The following is a 14,864-nucleotide window of genomic DNA, read 5'->3' as shown; positions in this document are numbered from 1 at the left end:
ACATGCATATCCAGAACCCCAACACCCATGAAACCGTGGCCTTCGCCGTCGCCGGCCTGACCGAGCGCCTGGCCGCCTTCGAACAAGACCTCAACGCCTGGCAGAACCTGGCCGATAACGCCGCCCGCCGCGTCCAAACCGCCGAAGCGCTGCGCAGCGAAACCGAGCAGGCGCGCAAGGACTGCCGCCAGGCGATGCGCTCGTCCTTGGGCATCCCCACCAAGGCGGTGCGCGAGCTGAAAGGCAAGGAAATGGCCAATCTGGAATTGGCCGAAGAGACGCTGAAGATCGCCGAGGAAGAAAAGATTCAGGCGGAAATGCAGCAGGAAAGGCTGTTCGAGCAGCGCCAAACCCTGGTCAAGGAGCGCCAAACCCTGGTCAAGGAGCGCGACGCGCTGCGCCGCCAGTATTGGGATGCGGTGCTGGACGACCAGATCACGTAATGGGCCTACCCACCGGTAAAAATCAAAACCCGCGCAACCTGAGGCTGTGCGGGTTGAATGTTTCATTACATCCCACTGCGTTCCATATCCCATCTACACACATGACAGCCTATCAAGTAGCTCTCGGCCCTCAGCTTCCTAACGCATGACTCACAACAGACCACTGCCGACACGGCAACGCATCCTAGGCGCCACCCTCCACCCGGTTGCGGCCGCCGGCCTTGGCCTGGTACAGCGCCTGGTCGGCGCGCTTCACCACCGCTTCCGGCTGTTCATCGGCACGGCCGGCCACCGCCAGACCGATGCTGACGGTGATGCGGCCGACATCCGGCGCTTGCGATTGCTCGACCACGGCGCGGATCTTCTCCGCCAACACCGCCGCGCCTTCGGCATCGGTGGCCGGCAGCAGCAGCAGAAATTCCTCGCCGCCGTAGCGCGCGACGAAATCGGTGGCGCGGGCCGCCTGGCGGATGACTTGGGCGAGATGGGCCAGCACGCGGTCGCCGGCGTCGTGGCCGCAGCTATCGTTGACGCGCTTGAAATGGTCGATGTCCAGCAGCAGCACGGCATAGGGTTCGCCGCTGCGGCCATAGCGCTGGTGCTCGTCCTGCAGCTGCTCGTTGGCGGCCATGCGGTTGTTCAGGCCGGTCAGCGCGTCGTTGCGCGCCAGTTTGGCCAGCTGTGTGGCCTTGGCCACCAGCAGCCGGTTGGCCTCGCGCAATTCATTGGTGCGGTCTGCCACCGCGCCTTCCAGGCTGGCATTGATGTCGGCCAGTTGCTGCTTGCGGGCCAGCAGCGCGGTGGTCATTTCACGCATGGATTCCGACAGCTGGCGCAGCTCTTGCGCGCCGCCATGGATTTCCCAATCGGCCCCCTCTTCCCCGCGGCCGACGCGCTCGGCGATCTCCGCCAGTTCCTCCAGCGGCCGGCTGAACGAGGTCGCCAGCCGGTACACCGCCGCCATCAGCAGCACGCTGGCCGCCAGCCCCAGCAGCAGCAATACCCCGCGCAGCTGATTCAAGGCCGCCAGCGCCTGCTGCCGCGGCTGGCGGACAATCACGCGCCAGCCCACCCCGGCATGCTGCGCCCAGGCTTCGCTGTACAGGTAGTCGCCGCCGTCCGGCCAGGCGCCCAGGCGGAAGGTTTGGCCGACGGGCAGCGGCGCGGGCGCCCGCGTCCGCCCTATCGCCTCGAACGGCGACAGGATGTTGTTCTGTTTATCGACGATGAAAGCCTCCAGCCCGCCCTTGGCCGGTAGCCGCGTCCGGATGATTTCTTCCACCCAATCCCATAGCGCGTGGGTAGCCAGCACGCCGCGCAGCTTGCCCGAGGCGTCGTACAGCGGCGAAGCGAAGTCGACGAAGCGCAGCGGCTCGCCCTGGAGCTTGGCCGACGGCAGCAGCTTGGCCAGCAGCACCGCCTGGTGGATGTCGCCGACGAAAGGCGCGTGCCGGCCCTGGATGAACCACGGCCGCTTGGCCACGCTTTGGCCCAGCAGCATGCCGCCGGTGGAGGACAGCACCTTGCCCTGAGTGTCGGCGACGCCGATCCAGGCGTAGTAGCGGTAGGTTTGCTTGGTGCGCTCCAGGCTTTGGCGCAGCTCGTCGCCATCCAGCGGCGCGCTGACGTAGGTGGGCGTCTGCGCCAGCAGCATCACCTCGCGGTGGCGTTCGCGCAGATTGCTTTCTATCGCCTGGGCGATGCTGCCGGTCAGGCTGCCCATCGCTTCGCCCTGGTCCCGCAGCATGCGCTGGGACAGCACCTGATCCAGGCACAGCCCTGCCACCAGCGCCGAGGCGAGAAACAGCCCCCCAAACAACGCGGCCAGCCGCAAGCGGAAACTGCCGGGCAAGGCGAAACGATGATGGCTCATTGCTACCCTTCGCTCAGGACTAGGACATGGATGCACTATCCTACCCCAAAGCGCGCCGCCTCTTTCAATGCCCGGCCGCCCCGGTTAGCCACCGCGTTCCGCCAGCAGCCGGCGCGCCCGCGCCTGCCCGGCCGTGGAAATGGCCAGCGCCGCCGCCACCAGCAGCGCGGCCGCCGCGAAAGTGGCGCGCATGCCGGCGGCCGCCGCTTCCGCCGGCCCGGCGCCGGAGTGGGCCGATGCCGCCGCGAATACCGCGCCCAGCGCCGCCGCGCCGGTGATCAAACCCAGATTGCGCGACAGGCTGAGCATGCCGGCCGCCACGCCGCGGCGCGCCGCGCCGGCGTTCGCCATCAGCGCCGTATTGTTGGCCGCCTGGAACAGCGCGTAGCCGGCGGTGGTCATCCCCATGGGGCAGAGATAGCCGAATATGCCCAGGCTGGACGGCAGCAGCGCCAGCAGAAGCGTCCCGCCCAGCATGCCCAGCAGGCCGGCGCGGCTGACGCGCCCGCCGCCGAAACGATCGACCAGGCGGCCTGCCGGCACGCCGCAGCAGGCAGACAACAGCGGGCCGACCGACAACGCCAGCCCCACCCGCGCCGCTTCCAGCCCCAGCGCGCGGGACAGGTAAAAGGGCCCGACCACCAGCGTGGACATGATGACCGTGGACACCAGCGCGCTCATGGCCAGACCCGCGGCCAGCTCCGGTTGGCGCAGCATGGCCGGCTGCAGCAACGGCGATGCCGCGCGCGCCTCCACCCGGATGAACAACGCGGCGCCGGCCGCGGCGGCCAGCAGCAAGCCGCCGCCCAGCGCGCCGAAGCGGCCTTGCCCCTGCGTCATCGCCAGCGCGTAAGCCGCCAGCGTCAAGGCCAACAACAGCGTGCCCAGCGGGTCGAAATCCTGGCGTCCGGATTTGGCCGCCCGCCGGTCGGCCGGCAGGTAACGGCGCGCCAGCGCGAAATTGACCAAACCCAGCGGCACGTTGACCAGGAAAATGGCGCGCCATCCCAGGCCCGCGGTCAACAAACCGCCCAGCGACGGCCCCAGCGTGGTGCCGATGGCCGACATGCTGCCCAACAGCCCCATCGCGCTGCCTGTCCGCCCCTGCGCCGCCGCCTCCCCAGCCATGGCGATGGCCAGCGCCATCATCACCGCCGCGCCCAGCCCCTGCGCCGCGCGGGCGGCGATCAAGGCCGGCAGCGTCGGCGCCAGCCCGCACAGCAGCGACGCCGCGGTGAACAGCGCGATGCCCGCCAACAGCAGACGGCGGCGGCCCAGCAGGTCGCCCAGCCGGCCGACGCTGACAATCAGCGTGGTCACCGCCAACAAATAGGCCAGCACGATCCATTGCGCCTGCTGGAAGGTGGCGTCCAGCGCCTGCGCCAGCGCCGGCAGGCCGGCGTTGGCGATGCTGGTATCCAGCGAAGGCATCAACATGGTCAGCGCCAGGCTGGCCACTGCCCAGGCGGCCGACGGCGCCGCGCCGGCCTCACGATTATCCGATTTCAAAGTCCGCTCCTTGCCATTGCGCGCGGCCCGCCGCGCGGGGCCGCATGCCAAGCAAGGTAAACCCTGGCCAGAGATGGCGGAAGGCGCAGCATTTGCATTTCATTAATGCACACGACGCCATATATGCTAAGGTCCAGCCATGTCCAAACCCGATTTGAACCTGCTGATCGCCCTGGACGCGCTGCTGGCGGAAAACAATGTGGCGCGCGCGGCCAAGCGCTTGCGGCTCAGCCCGTCGGCCATGAGCCGCACCCTGGCGCGCCTGCGCGAAACCACCGGCGACCCCTTGCTGGTGCGCGCCGGCCGCAGCCTGACGCCCACTCCGCGCGCGCTGGCATTGCGCGAGCAAGTCGGCCGGCTGGTGGAAGAAGCGGAAGCCGCGCTGCGCCCGGCGCAGACGTTGGATCTGGCGCAGCTGGCCCGCACCTTCGTGCTGCGCGCCAACGAAGGCTTCGTGGAAAACTTCGGCCCGGCGCTGCTGGCGCGCGTCGGCGCGCAGGCGCCCGGCGTGCGGCTGCGCTTCGCGCCCAAGCCGGACAAGGACAGCGGGCCGCTGCGCGACGGCAGCGTCGACCTGGAAATCGGCGTGGTGGGCAAAGCCACCGGACCGGAAGTGCGCGCCCGCGCGCTGTTTCGCGACCGTTTCATCGGCGTGGTGCGCGATGGCCATCCGTTGGCGCAGGGCGAAATCACGCCCGCCCGCTATGCGGCCGGCCGACATGTGCTGGCATCCCGCCGGGGCCTGGAGCGCGGGCCGATAGACGACGCGCTGGCCGCGCTGGAGCTGGAGCGGGACATCGCCGCCACCGTGGCCGGCTTTTCCAGCGCGCTGGCGCTGGCGCGCGAATCCGACCTGATCGCCAGCGTGCCGGAGCGCGGCACCGGCAAGCTGCGCGCCGGCATGTTCAACTTCGCGCTGCCGCTGGCCGCGCCGGAAATCACCGTTTCCATGCTGTGGCACCCGCGCCTGGACGCCGATTTGGCGCACCGCTGGCTGCGCGGCTGCCTGCTGGCGGTGTGCGAGCCGCCGGCTCAAACCGGATGCACGCCGCCATCCAGGCTAGCCGCCTCGCGCTGCCGCTGATGGCGCTGCTGGCCGCCGTCCCGGCGCGGGCAATGGACTGCGCCGCCCCCCGCCTCAGCGGGGCGGAAACATGGATCTGCGCCACGCCAGCGCTCTTGATGGCGGACATGAGCCTCAACGACAGCTACCGCATCGCGGCATTGCTAGCCCCATCCCGGCCGGCGCTGCGCCGGGAACAACAGGCCTGGCTGCGCGCGCGCGAACAATGCCGCGACCAGCGCTGCCTGCGGCAAAGTTATGTCGACCGAGCCCGGCAGCTGCGCGCCCGCATCCGCGACTGGGCCCAGCCCTGCGCCGTCGACCCGCGCCGCATCCTCGGCGACTGGGAAAGCATCCGCAGCGGAACCTTCGACCAATTCCAGCTTGCCCCCGGCCATCGGTTCCACAGCTGGCTGCACCAGCGGCCAGAATTCAACGACAAGCCATGGACCTTCGCCGCTAGCGATTGCCGTCTGAGCATCGGTGCCGGCCGCGACGGGATCGCATTCGCGTTCCTGCTGGCCCAGCCCCGGCCGGACCGGCTGATCCTGATCGACTCCGGCAGCCTGGATGCCCAGCTGTATAAAAAGCTGCGCTAGGAAACCGCCTGCGCCGCCCGCCGCCCCGCGCGCCAGGCGGAATAGCCCAGGCACAGCAAGGACGCCGCGCTCAGCAAGTGCTTGCCGCTGGTCATCGCGCCGCCCGCCCAGGCTATCGGCGGGTAAAAATCCGGATAGGAAACCAGATCGATATAGCTGCACAGGTTTTCCAGCGCGTCGGCGCCCGCCACCATCAGCGGCAGCAAGTTGAACCAGCCGGGCCGCGGCAGCCGCCGGCGCAGCAGGCTGATCAACAAGGCGAAGCCGGCGCCGTAGCACAGCAGGAACAGCGTGTCGAAAGCCAGAAAATGCAGATAGCCCTGGCGGCCAGCCGCGCCGTAAGCCGCCAGCAGCGCCCGCACCGCGTCGGCCGAATACCAGGGCCGCAAGTCCAGAATGGGCTGGCCATACAGGCGCGCCAGCCGGCTGACCGACAGCGCGGTGTCGGAGAAGTTGAACAGCCAGGCCAGCGCGGCCGCCGCCAGCAGCAAAACCAGCGCGGCGGGCGCCGAAGAGCGGCGGTACAGCCACAGGCTCAGGCCGCGCATGCGCCGCCCTCCGCCGCCACCTCCTGGCCGAGCTGCCGCAGCGATTGGGCCAGCGCCGTGTCCAGCGGCGTCGGCGTCCAATCGCCCAGCCGCGCGCGCAGCGCCCGGCCATCCAGCGCATGCGGACGCCGCCACAGGTAGCGGTTGCCCCACATCGACCGCAGCATCGGCGAGAACGGCCGCATCAGCCCCAGCCAGCCCCAGGGCAGCGCGCGCGCGCGCAGCGGCCGGCCCAACACCCGCTGCAACGCCTCCTGCAGCTGCCGGCCAGTCAGGTCGTGGCCCGGCATCATCATCCGGTTGAAGCCGCGGATGCCGGCGCGCTGGTCGGCCAGACGGGCAAAGGCCTCGGCCAGGTCCGCCAGATGGGTCCAGGCGTGGACGCTGTCCAGCGGGCCGGGGTAAGTGAACACGCCACGTTGCAGGCCGGCGGCAATCACCTTGTCGAACCATACGCCGGTGCCCTGGCCGAAGAAATCGCCGGCGGTGAGCACGAAGCTGTCCAGGCCGGGCGCCGTCGCCAGCCGCCGCTCCATTTCGATGCGGATGGCGCCGAACACATGGCCCGGCGCGGCCGGCGTGCCTTCCGTCAGCGTCGCCGGCAGGCTGGAGCCGAAGTTGTAGACCGTGCCCGGCAACAACAGCAGCGCGCCGGCCGCCTGCGCCGCGGCGATGGCGTTGTCCAGCATAGGCAGCGCGTCGCGCCGCCAGCAGGCCTGGGTGTATTGCGAAGGATTGAGCGCGTGCGCCACCACCTGGCAACCGCGCGCGGCGGCGAGGATCGCGGCGCGGTCGTGGCCGTCGCAATGGACTTCCTCCACCCGGCCCTCGCCGCGCCAGCCGGCGCGCGTTTGCGCCCTTACCTGCCAGCCCCGCTCGCGCAGCGCTTGAACCATCGCCATGCCGAAACGGCCGTTGGCGCCCAATACCAGTGCTTTCCGGGTATCCATCCGTCTGCTCCTCTCTCATAGGGAAGCCTCATTCTCTGGCTTCCGGCCAGGGCGAGGAAGACGCATAATGGGATACTGGATATGCATTTTTGAATGACTGAATCATGGACTGGAATCTGGTGCAAGCCTTCCTGGCGGCGGCGGAAGCCGGCTCGCTCAGCGCGGCGGCCGACAAGACCCGGCAAAGCCAGCCCACGCTGAGCCGGCAAGTGGCGGCGCTGGAAGCCGCCATGGGCGTGAGCCTGTTCGAACGCAGCCCGCGCGGCCTGCGGCTGACGCAGGCGGGCGAAGCGCTGCTGGCGCCGGCCCGCGCCATGCGCGCGGCGGCGGCGGAGGTGGCCACCGCCGCGGAACAAGGCCGGCAATTGCTGCCGGGCACGGTGCGCGTCGCCGCCAGCGAGATGACCGCCGCCTACCTGCTGCCCGACATGCTGAGCGCGCTGCGGCGCGACTACCCGCAGATCGCCATCGACATCGTGGTCAACAACGGCCTCGACAACCTATTGGAGCGGGAGGCGGACATCGCCATCCGCCATGCCAGGCCGGCGCAGGGCGCGCTGATCGCCCGCCAGCTGGGAGAGCTGAAAATCCAGGCCTGGGCGCACGACAGCTACCTGGCGCGGCACCCGCCGCTCAAACGGCTGCAGGACTACGACTGGATAGGCATGGACCGTTCCGATTTCCTGCTGCGGCGGATGCGGGAAGCCGGTTTCGACGTGGATCGCGACTTCTTCGCGCTGCGCTGCGACAACCAGGTGGTAGGCTGGCAGCTGGCGCTGGCCGGCGCCGGCGTCGCTTTCGCGCCGGCGGCCACCGCCAGCCGCTTCCCCGGCATGCGGCCGGTGCTGCCCGAGCTGGCGCAAGGCATGATGCCGGTGTGGCTGGCCTGCCACCGCGAACTGCGGCAAAACGCGCGCATACGCTGCGTGTTCGATCATCTGGCCGCCAGCTGGCAAAACCTGCTGGCTAGCCAGCCGCCAGCCGCGCTTCGCCACTGAGCGCGTTCCGGCGCGCCGCCAGGCACAGTCCCAGCAGCAGGCAAGCGATCCCCGCGCCGACCAGGCACACCCCCAGCCAGCCGGCATAGGCGTAGGCCAGGCTGGCCGCGCCGGAACCCAGCGCGCCGCCGAGGAAATAGCTGACCAGGTAAACCGTGGTGATGCGGCTGCGCGCCTCCGGCGCCAGCGCGTAGATCACGCTCTGGTTGGAGATGTGCAGCGCCTGCACGCATACATCCAGCAACAGCACCCCGGCCAGCAGCGCCGCCAGCCATTGGCCGCCCAGCCACAACAGGCCGAAGGCCAACAGAATGCCCAGGCAGCAGCAACGCGTGACCAGCCCGCCGCGGCCGCGGTCGGCCAGGCGGCCGGCGCCGCTGGCCGCCAGCGTGCCCGCCGCCCCCACCAGGCCGAAGGCGCCGATCTGCGCCTCGCTGTAAGCGTACGACGGCTGGCTGAGCAGAAAGGTCAGGCCGGTCCAGAACAGGCTGAAGCAGGCGAAGGCCAGCGCGCCGTACAGCGCGCGCAGCCGCAGCGCCGGATGGGCGCGCGCCAGCGTCAGCAGCGAGGCCAGCAGTTCGCGGTAGCGCAGCGGCGGCTTGCCGCCGTCGCGGGGCAGCGCCCGCGCCAGAATCACGGTGAACAGCAGCACCACCGCGGCGGCCAGCCAGTACACCAGCCGCCAGCCGCCCAGCTGGGCCACCAGGCCGGCGAAGGTGCGCGCCAGCAGAATGCCCAGCAGCAGACCGCTCATCACCGTGCCCACCACCCGGCCGCGCTCGCGCTCCGCCGCCAGCGAGGCGGCGAACGGCACCAATAGCTGCGCGGCGCAAGTGCACAGGCCCAGCGCCACGCAGGCCGCCGCGAACCAGGCGAGGCCCGGGCTCAGCGCCACCGCCAGCAAGGCTAGCGCGCTGCTGCCCAGCAGCGTCACGATCAGCCGGCGCCGGTCCGACACATCGCCCAGCGGCACCAGCAGCAGCAAGCCGCAGGCATAGCCCAGCTGGGTGAGGGTGACGACGAAGCCCAGGCTGGCGGCCGGCTGGCCGAAGCCATGGGCGATGACCGCCAGCAGCGGCTGCGAATAATAGATGTTGCCGATGACGGCGCCGCAGGAAACCGCGAACAGCAGCGTCATGGCGCGGCTCAAGCCGGGGGAAGGGGTATCCATGTCCATCCTTGGGGAAAACGGAAAAACAAAAACGGCCGCGTCGGAAACGCGGCCGCCGGGGGCCGGATCAATAGGGCTTGTTGGGCAGGAATTTGCCGTCCAGCGTGATCACCGCGCGCTCGCCGCCTTCGGGATCGGCCACTTTCTGGATGTCCAGCCGGAAGTTGATGGCGCTGATGATACCATCGCCCAGTTTCTCATGGACCAGCGCCTTCAGCGTGGTGCCGTAGATCTGGATCATTTCGTAAAAGCGGTAGATGGTGGGGTCGGTGGGAATGCCGCCCGGGATGCTGCCGCGCAGCGGAATGGCCTGCAGATTGGCGGAATCCGCCGCGTCCAGGCCCAGCTTGTCGCACACCCGGTCGGCGGCGGCCTTGGGCAGCGCGTGCTGCCCCAACAGGGCGGCGGTGACATAGGCCAGGCTGAGGCCGGTGCCGGCGGCCAGCTGCTCCCAGCTCAGATCCTGCAAAGCCTTGGCGGCGATGATGCGGGCGGTCAGTTCGACGCGGGCGTCCTGGGTGGTATGCGATTGCTGCATGGTATTTCCTTTCTTGGGTGAGGCGCGCCCGGCGGGCGCGGGGTGCGATGGCGCTCAGGCGGCGCGGGTATGTGGAAAGTCGCCCAGCGGGACAAAGCGCTTGGCGGCGCCGTCCAGCGTTTCGATGTTGCCGGTGCCGATGTCGTAGACCCAGCCGTGCAGGCGCAGCCGGCCTTGCTCCAGCGCCACGGCCACCGCCGGGTGGGTTTTGAGGTTGGCCAATTGAGCGATGACGTTTTCCCTGACCATGTCGCTCAGCCTGGCTTCGGCCGAGGCGTGAGTTCGAGCGGCGTTGACCGCCTTGGCCGCGTCGGCGTGGCGCAGCCAGCCGGCCACCGCCGGCATGTGGTCGAGACAGGCGCAGCGGGAAATCGCGGTCATCGCGCCGCAGTCGGAATGGCCGCAGATGACGATGTCGCTGACGCCCAGCGCGGCCACCGCGTACTCCACCGTGGCGGTGACGCCGCCCGGCTCGGGGCCGTAGCCGGGCACGATGTTGCCGGCGTTGCGGATCACGAACAGGTCGCCCGGCTCCTGCTGCGTCAGCAATTCCGGCACCACCCGGCTGTCGGAGCAGGTGACGAACAGCACGCTGGGGCTCTGGCTGGAAGCCAGCTGGCGGAACAGCTCGGAACGTTTGGGGAAAGCTTCCTGCTGAAACTTGAGGAAGCCGTCGATGATGGCTTGCATGGGGGGTTCTCCTTGGCGGGTGAAACGATGGCGCAAGGATGAACCGATCAGACTATAGCGTCCAAGACTGATATAGAATCATATCAATAAGAAAAACCTATAGTTCATTCATGATACTCAGACACATCCGCTATCTGGTCGCCGTGGCCGAACACGGCAACTTCACCCGCGCCGCCGAGGCGCTGCACGTGTCGCAGCCGACGCTGTCGCAACAGATCCGCCAATTGGAAGATCAGGTGGGCGCGCCGCTGCTGGACCGCAGCGGCCGCGCGGTGCGGCCGACCGATGCCGGCGCGGCCTACCTGGAATACGCGCGGCGGGCGCTGCGCGAGCTGGCGGCCGCCCAGCGCGCCACCCAAGAGGTGGCGGACCTGTCGCGCGGCGCGCTCCGGCTGGCGATGACGCCCACGTTTACCTGCTATCTGCTGGGACCGCTGGTGGAACGCTATGCGGCGCGGCACCCCGGCGTGAAGCTGGAAATCCGCGAGATGACGCAGGATGCGATGGAGGCGGCGCTGGCAGCCGACGAGCTGGACCTGGGCATCGCCTTCGATACCGCAGGCGCGCCGGAAATCCAGCGCCAGCCGCTATTCGCGGAAAAGCTGTGCGTGGTGGCCGGCCCGCGCCACCGCTGGCGCGAGCTAGCGACGCCGTTGGACGCGCGCGCACTGGAACAAGCGCCGCTGGCGCTGCTGAGCGCGGACTTCGCCACCCGAGGCCATATCGACGCGCACTTCCGCCAGCTGGGCATCGCGCCGCGCGTAGCCATGGAGGCCAATACCATAGGCGCCATCCTGGAAACGGTGCGCCGCGGCGCCATGGCCACCATCCTGCCGGAGGCCATCGCCCGGCAAGACCCGGCCTTGCATGCGCTGGAAATGCGGCCGGCGCTGCCCGCGCGCACCGCCGCCCTGCTCTGCCGGCGGGACGGCTACCGCAGCGCCGCCGCCCGCGCCTGCCTGCCGCTGCTGGAAGAGCTGGCGGGACAACTGGCCTAAACGAAGCCGTAAAAAAACCGCATGGCGCTCACATGCGGTTTTCTCTCGAAGGCCGGCCTCACTCGGCCAGCGCCTCCTCCAGCGCGGCCGTGTCCTCATAGAAGTGATACAAAACGATTTTGCCGTCCCTCACCTTGCCGATCAGCGCCCAATCGCTGGCGAAGGGTTTGCCGGTGGCCACGCTGTAATGCCGCAGCCGGCCGTGCATCGCCGCGTGCTCGCCGTCGCCGAAAGCCGACTCCACTTCAAATTCGCCAGGCTTCAATTCGGCGGCGAAAGATTGAAACACCTGGGCCGCGCCGGCCTGCCCCCGGTAAGTGCCGTACAGGGACACCTTGGCGCTGGCCTGCGGCCGGCTGGGAATGAAAACCGCGTCATCCGCCACCAAAGCCAACGCTTCCGCCATCCGGCCGCTGAATACGTGGTCGAGGAAAGTCTGCACGATCTGAATGCTGCTCATACTGGCTCCTGAAAGTTGGAAAAACCGGACAAGGTCAATTTGCCTATGGCGTCGCCCCGCTCCAGCCGGGCATGGGCGTCGCCGAGCGCGCGGGCGGAAAGCTGGCCCAGGTGCTCGCGCCGGGTACTGCGTATCCGCCCGGCCTCCGCCAAAGCGGTCAACCGGGCCAGGATGTCCCCCTGCCGCGCCATGTCGGCAGTCTGGAACATGGAGCGGGTGAACATGTAGTTCCAGCTGAAGCTGGCGCTCTTGCGCATCAGCGCGTTGAGTTCGACCGGCCGGGAAAACGGCACGACATTGGCGATATGGCCGAACGGCGCGATCAGTTCGGCCAAGGCGGCGAAGTGCTCATCCGGGCGATTGAGCAGCAAAACGGATTGCACGGCCGGGATGCCGATGGCCTCCAGTTGCGGCCGCAAAGGCAGACTATGGTCGATCACCTCATGCGCGCCCATCTGGCGGCACCAGGCCGTGGACTCCGCGCGCGAGGCGGTGGCCACCACCCGCAAGCCGGGCACCAGCCGCGCCAGCTGGATGGCGATGGAGCCGACGCCGCCGGCGCCGCCCACCACCAGCAAGGTTCGCCCATCGGCCGGCGCGTCCGGCGCATAACCCAGGTGCTCGAACAGCGCCTCCCAGGCAGTCAGCCCGGTCAAAGGCAGGGCGGCGGCCTCCACCGCGCTCCAGTTGGCGAGACGGCGCGCCGCCAGGCGCGCGTCCACCAGCTGGTAGGCGCTATTGCAGCCGGGCCGGTTCACATCGCCGGCATAGTATATCGAGTCGCCGGGCTGGAACCACGCCGCCGCCTCAGCCCCGCAGGCCGCCACCACACCGGCGGCGTCCCAGCCGAGCACCGCCGCCTGGCCATCATCCGCCTTGCGCCGGCGCACGCGGCAATCGGCCGGATTCACCGCCACGGCGTCCACCCGGACCAACACATCCCAGCCAGCGGGCGTGGGCACCGGCAGGATCAAATCGCGCAGTTCGGCCGGCGGCGCGGCCAGGATGCCGACCGCGGGCATCTGCGGGGGAAGTCGGTCCATATCGGCCGCTCGCGTGAAATGAAGATGCCGTCAGTGTAGCGCCTTGATTTATTCGGCATAAGTCGAATAAATTGGCCACATCTGTGCATTTATGATCGGACTGCCATGCAATGGGACGATGTGCGTTATTTTCTGGCGCTGGCGCGCGAAGGCAGCCTGTCGGCCGGGGCGCGGGCCTTGGGGGTGGAGCACAGCACGATATCGCGTCGGGTGGGCCAGCTGGAAGCCGCGCTGGGGCTGCGGCTGTTTGATCGCCTGCCGCGCGGCTGGCAGTTGACCCAGGAGGGAGAAAGCCTGCTGCCGCAGGCCTTGGCGCTGGAAACCGGCATCGCCGGGATGCTGCGCTCGGCCTCGGCGAAGAACGCGCTGGCCGGCCAAGTGCGGCTGACCGCGCCGCCGCAGTTGCTCAACCATGTGCTGCTGCCGCTGTTGACGACGTTCCGCCAGCGTTACCCGGATATCGATCTGACTTTGCTAGGCGAGCGGCGCCGCGCCCGGCTGGAACAAGGCGAAGCCGACCTGGCGCTGCGGCTGGACGAGCCCGACACGCCGGAGCTGATCGCCCGGCCGCTGGCCCTGGTGGGCTACGCGCTGTATGGCACCGCGCGCTGGCGGCAAACCGAGGCAAGCGAATGGCTGTTCATCGGCTTCGACGACAGCCAGGCCGGCTTGTCCCTGAAGCGATGGCTGGGAGAACACGCCGGCGCGCGCCGGGTGGCGCTGCGCGGCAACGATCTGGATACCCATTTCCAGGCGGCGAGACAGGGCCTGGGCGTAGCGCTGCTGCCGCGCTTCCTGGCGCGCGCCGCGCCGGAGCTCGCCGAACTGGACAGCCCGCCGCCGCCGGACAAGCAGCTTTACCTGCTGATGCATCCGGACGTGCGCCGCGCGCCGCGGGTGCGCGCGCTGGCGGACTTCATCGCCGCGGCGCTGCCGGGCGCGCTGGCTTGAGCCGAATCAGCCCCAGCTGCCCCAGAACAGCCACAGCACGATGGGGCCGCCCAGGATCAGCCACTTCAGCAGATAGTAGGTGAAACGGCTCTGCGCCTTGATCCTCTTGCCGAACAGGCGCACCTGCTGAATGTAGCGGAAGGCGCGGTTGAGCGCGCCGACGCGGTCGCCGGCTTCGTTCGGCGCATTGGCCGCGCCCACCAGCACGCGGCTGACGATGCGGTTGATCACTCGCGCCGGCCAGAACCACATCGGCCGCTCCACGTCGCAGAACAGAATGATGCGGTTCTGGTCGGTGGTGTTTTCCGCGTAGTGCAGATAGGTCTCGTCGAAAATCACCGCCTCGCCGTCGCGCCAGCTGTATTGCTGGCCGTCCACGTCGATGTAGCAGCGGTCGTCGTTGGGCGTGATCAGCCCCAGGTGGTAGCGCACCGAACCGGCGAACGGATCGCGGTGGCGCACCAGGCGGCTGCCCGGCGGCAGCGCGGTGAACATCGCCGCCTTGATATTGGGAAACTGCTTCAAAAGCTCGGTGGTGTACGGGCACAGCGCCTGCGCGGACGGGTGGTCCTGGCCGTACCATTTCAGGTAGAAGCGCTTCCAGCCGGTCTTGAAGAAGGAATTGAAGCCCAGATCGTCGTACTTGTCCGAGGCCTTGATGTTGCCGCGGTCGTACAACGCCACCGCCTCTTCGCGGATCTTCTCCCAGTTGGCGGTCAGCGCCTGCAGCTCGGGGAAGCGCTCCACCGGCAGATACGGTTTGGGCGGCACCTTGGAAAACAGATACATGAAGCAGTTGATCGGGGCCATGATGGTGGAGTGGTCGCTCAACTGGCGCCAAAAACCAAGCCGTACGCGGCCGCGGAAATGAACGTAGACGGTGGAGAGGATGAAGATCGCCACCACCAGAATCTTGATATAAGGCATCGGGACTCCTGCGGAACTAAAAACGGCATGACTGCCGCAGCCAATCATTTTAAACGATGCGGCGCGAGGCGTAGTAGCCGACACTGAAATTAATAACAAAGGC

At 68.7% G+C, this 14,864-nt stretch carries 16 protein-coding genes; 6 read left to right on the top strand and 10 right to left on the bottom strand.

Annotated elements, in window-relative coordinates; genetic code table 11:
• The first annotated feature begins 2 nt into the window (after positions 1-2).
• Complete coding sequence (locus U6115_RS04045; RefSeq protein ID WP_043577005.1) at positions 3-443, top strand: hypothetical protein; 441 nt, start codon at positions 3-5, stop codon at positions 441-443.
• A 184-nt stretch (positions 444-627) separates the two neighbouring features.
• Here the strand turns inward: U6115_RS04045 and U6115_RS04040 are convergent, their stop codons facing one another.
• Positions 628-2,316: a sensor domain-containing diguanylate cyclase gene (locus tag U6115_RS04040; RefSeq protein WP_043577002.1), complete on the bottom strand. Its 1,689-nt coding sequence runs from the start codon at positions 2,314-2,316 to the stop codon at positions 628-630.
• Positions 2,317-2,400: 84 nt separating this feature from the next.
• Positions 2,401-3,825, bottom strand: coding sequence for an MFS transporter (locus tag U6115_RS04035; RefSeq protein WP_043577000.1), 1,425 nt, complete (start codon positions 3,823-3,825; stop codon positions 2,401-2,403).
• Between the two features lie 139 nt (positions 3,826-3,964).
• On the opposite strand from U6115_RS04035, the gene U6115_RS04030 reads away from it, so the two are divergent.
• Together U6115_RS04030 and U6115_RS04025 are read left to right on the top strand one after the other, a co-directional pair.
• Positions 3,965-4,909, top strand: a complete 945-nt coding sequence (locus U6115_RS04030; protein WP_052258129.1) for a LysR family transcriptional regulator — start codon at positions 3,965-3,967, stop codon at positions 4,907-4,909.
• The gene (locus U6115_RS04025) at positions 4,867-5,487 is read left to right on the top strand and encodes a lysozyme inhibitor LprI family protein (RefSeq protein WP_043576996.1); all 621 of its coding nucleotides are present in this window, start codon (positions 4,867-4,869) and stop codon (positions 5,485-5,487) included. Before U6115_RS04030 ends, U6115_RS04025 begins: the two co-directional genes overlap by 43 nt.
• On the opposite strand, the gene U6115_RS04020 is transcribed toward U6115_RS04025, so the two are convergent.
• The gene (locus U6115_RS04020) at positions 5,484-6,035 is read right to left on the bottom strand and encodes a hypothetical protein (protein ID WP_043576993.1); all 552 of its coding nucleotides are present in this window, start codon (positions 6,033-6,035) and stop codon (positions 5,484-5,486) included. The two genes, U6115_RS04025 and U6115_RS04020, sit on opposite strands and share 4 nt — an antisense overlap.
• Positions 6,023-6,985 carry an NAD-dependent epimerase/dehydratase family protein gene (locus U6115_RS04015; RefSeq protein WP_043576992.1) on the bottom strand — a complete coding sequence of 321 codons (963 nt, stop codon included), beginning with the start codon at positions 6,983-6,985 and terminating at the stop codon, positions 6,023-6,025. The genes U6115_RS04020 and U6115_RS04015 overlap by 13 nt, the downstream gene beginning before the upstream one ends.
• Positions 6,986-7,089: 104 nt before the next feature.
• Between U6115_RS04015 and U6115_RS04010 the strand changes: the two genes are divergently transcribed.
• A complete protein-coding gene (locus U6115_RS04010; protein ID WP_043576989.1) occupies positions 7,090-7,983 on the top strand; it encodes a LysR family transcriptional regulator in 894 nt (297 codons plus the stop codon).
• On the opposite strand, the gene U6115_RS04005 is transcribed toward U6115_RS04010, so the two are convergent.
• The 3 genes from U6115_RS04005 to U6115_RS03995 all read right to left on the bottom strand — a co-directional run bounded on the left by U6115_RS04005 (position 7,952) and on the right by U6115_RS03995 (position 10,382).
• A complete protein-coding gene (locus U6115_RS04005) occupies positions 7,952-9,154 on the bottom strand; it encodes an MFS transporter (protein ID WP_197466001.1) in 1,203 nt (400 codons plus the stop codon). The two genes, U6115_RS04010 and U6115_RS04005, sit on opposite strands and share 32 nt — an antisense overlap.
• Before the next feature lie 67 nt (positions 9,155-9,221).
• Positions 9,222-9,692, bottom strand: coding sequence for a cyanase (gene cynS / locus U6115_RS04000; RefSeq protein WP_043576986.1), 471 nt, complete (start codon positions 9,690-9,692; stop codon positions 9,222-9,224).
• Between the two features lie 54 nt (positions 9,693-9,746).
• The gene (locus U6115_RS03995) at positions 9,747-10,382 is read right to left on the bottom strand and encodes a carbonic anhydrase (RefSeq protein WP_043576983.1); all 636 of its coding nucleotides are present in this window, start codon (positions 10,380-10,382) and stop codon (positions 9,747-9,749) included.
• A 110-nt stretch (positions 10,383-10,492) separates the two neighbouring features.
• Here U6115_RS03995 and cynR point away from each other — a divergent pair, with 110 nt between their 5' ends.
• Positions 10,493-11,380 carry a transcriptional regulator CynR gene (gene cynR, locus U6115_RS03990; RefSeq protein ID WP_043576981.1) on the top strand — a complete coding sequence of 296 codons (888 nt, stop codon included), beginning with the start codon at positions 10,493-10,495 and terminating at the stop codon, positions 11,378-11,380.
• A 58-nt stretch (positions 11,381-11,438) separates the two neighbouring features.
• Here the strand turns inward: cynR and U6115_RS03985 are convergent, their stop codons facing one another.
• Together U6115_RS03985 and U6115_RS03980 are read right to left on the bottom strand one after the other, a co-directional pair.
• Positions 11,439-11,840: a nuclear transport factor 2 family protein gene (locus U6115_RS03985; protein ID WP_052258126.1), complete on the bottom strand. Its 402-nt coding sequence runs from the start codon at positions 11,838-11,840 to the stop codon at positions 11,439-11,441.
• Positions 11,837-12,883: a zinc-binding alcohol dehydrogenase family protein gene (locus U6115_RS03980; protein ID WP_230623397.1), complete on the bottom strand. Its 1,047-nt coding sequence runs from the start codon at positions 12,881-12,883 to the stop codon at positions 11,837-11,839. Before U6115_RS03980 ends, U6115_RS03985 begins: the two co-directional genes overlap by 4 nt.
• Before the next feature lie 105 nt (positions 12,884-12,988).
• Between U6115_RS03980 and U6115_RS03975 the strand changes: the two genes are divergently transcribed.
• Positions 12,989-13,834: a LysR family transcriptional regulator gene (locus tag U6115_RS03975; protein WP_043576978.1), complete on the top strand. Its 846-nt coding sequence runs from the start codon at positions 12,989-12,991 to the stop codon at positions 13,832-13,834.
• Positions 13,835-13,840: 6 nt separating this feature from the next.
• Here the strand turns inward: U6115_RS03975 and lpxO are convergent, their stop codons facing one another.
• Positions 13,841-14,761, bottom strand: a complete 921-nt coding sequence (lpxO, locus tag U6115_RS03970; protein WP_197466000.1) for a lipid A hydroxylase LpxO — start codon at positions 14,759-14,761, stop codon at positions 13,841-13,843.
• Positions 14,762-14,864: the final 103 nt, after the last annotated feature.

This window comes from Chromobacterium subtsugae, from assembly GCF_035919665.1.
GTDB lineage: Bacteria > Pseudomonadota > Gammaproteobacteria > Burkholderiales > Chromobacteriaceae > Chromobacterium > Chromobacterium subtsugae.
This window is presented reverse-complemented; position numbering and strand designations above follow the sequence as displayed.

Bases quoted from the DNA above. Each gene is read 5' to 3' on its own strand.
- U6115_RS04020 (WP_043576993.1), bottom strand. From the start codon at position 6,035: ATGCGCGGCCTGAGCCTGTGGCTGTACCGCCGCTCTTCGGCGCCCGCC.
- U6115_RS04015 (WP_043576992.1), bottom strand. From the start codon at position 6,985: ATGGATACCCGGAAAGCACTGGTATTGGGCGCCAACGGCCGTTTCGGC.
- U6115_RS04040 (WP_043577002.1), bottom strand. From the start codon at position 2,316: ATGAGCCATCATCGTTTCGCCTTGCCCGGCAGTTTCCGCTTGCGGCTG.
- U6115_RS03985 (WP_052258126.1), bottom strand. From the start codon at position 11,840: ATGAGCAGCATTCAGATCGTGCAGACTTTCCTCGACCACGTATTCAGC.
- U6115_RS04030 (WP_052258129.1), top strand. From the start codon at position 3,965: ATGTCCAAACCCGATTTGAACCTGCTGATCGCCCTGGACGCGCTGCTG.
- U6115_RS03975 (WP_043576978.1), top strand. From the start codon at position 12,989: ATGCAATGGGACGATGTGCGTTATTTTCTGGCGCTGGCGCGCGAAGGC.
- U6115_RS04025 (WP_043576996.1), top strand. From the start codon at position 4,867: ATGCACGCCGCCATCCAGGCTAGCCGCCTCGCGCTGCCGCTGATGGCG.
- U6115_RS03980 (WP_230623397.1), bottom strand. From the start codon at position 12,883: ATGGACCGACTTCCCCCGCAGATGCCCGCGGTCGGCATCCTGGCCGCG.
- cynS (WP_043576986.1), bottom strand. From the start codon at position 9,692: ATGCAGCAATCGCATACCACCCAGGACGCCCGCGTCGAACTGACCGCC.
- U6115_RS04045 (WP_043577005.1), top strand. From the start codon at position 3: ATGCATATCCAGAACCCCAACACCCATGAAACCGTGGCCTTCGCCGTC.
- U6115_RS04010 (WP_043576989.1), top strand. From the start codon at position 7,090: ATGGACTGGAATCTGGTGCAAGCCTTCCTGGCGGCGGCGGAAGCCGGC.
- cynR (WP_043576981.1), top strand. From the start codon at position 10,493: ATGATACTCAGACACATCCGCTATCTGGTCGCCGTGGCCGAACACGGC.
- U6115_RS04005 (WP_197466001.1), bottom strand. From the start codon at position 9,154: ATGGATACCCCTTCCCCCGGCTTGAGCCGCGCCATGACGCTGCTGTTC.
- lpxO (WP_197466000.1), bottom strand. From the start codon at position 14,761: ATGCCTTATATCAAGATTCTGGTGGTGGCGATCTTCATCCTCTCCACC.
- U6115_RS03995 (WP_043576983.1), bottom strand. From the start codon at position 10,382: ATGCAAGCCATCATCGACGGCTTCCTCAAGTTTCAGCAGGAAGCTTTC.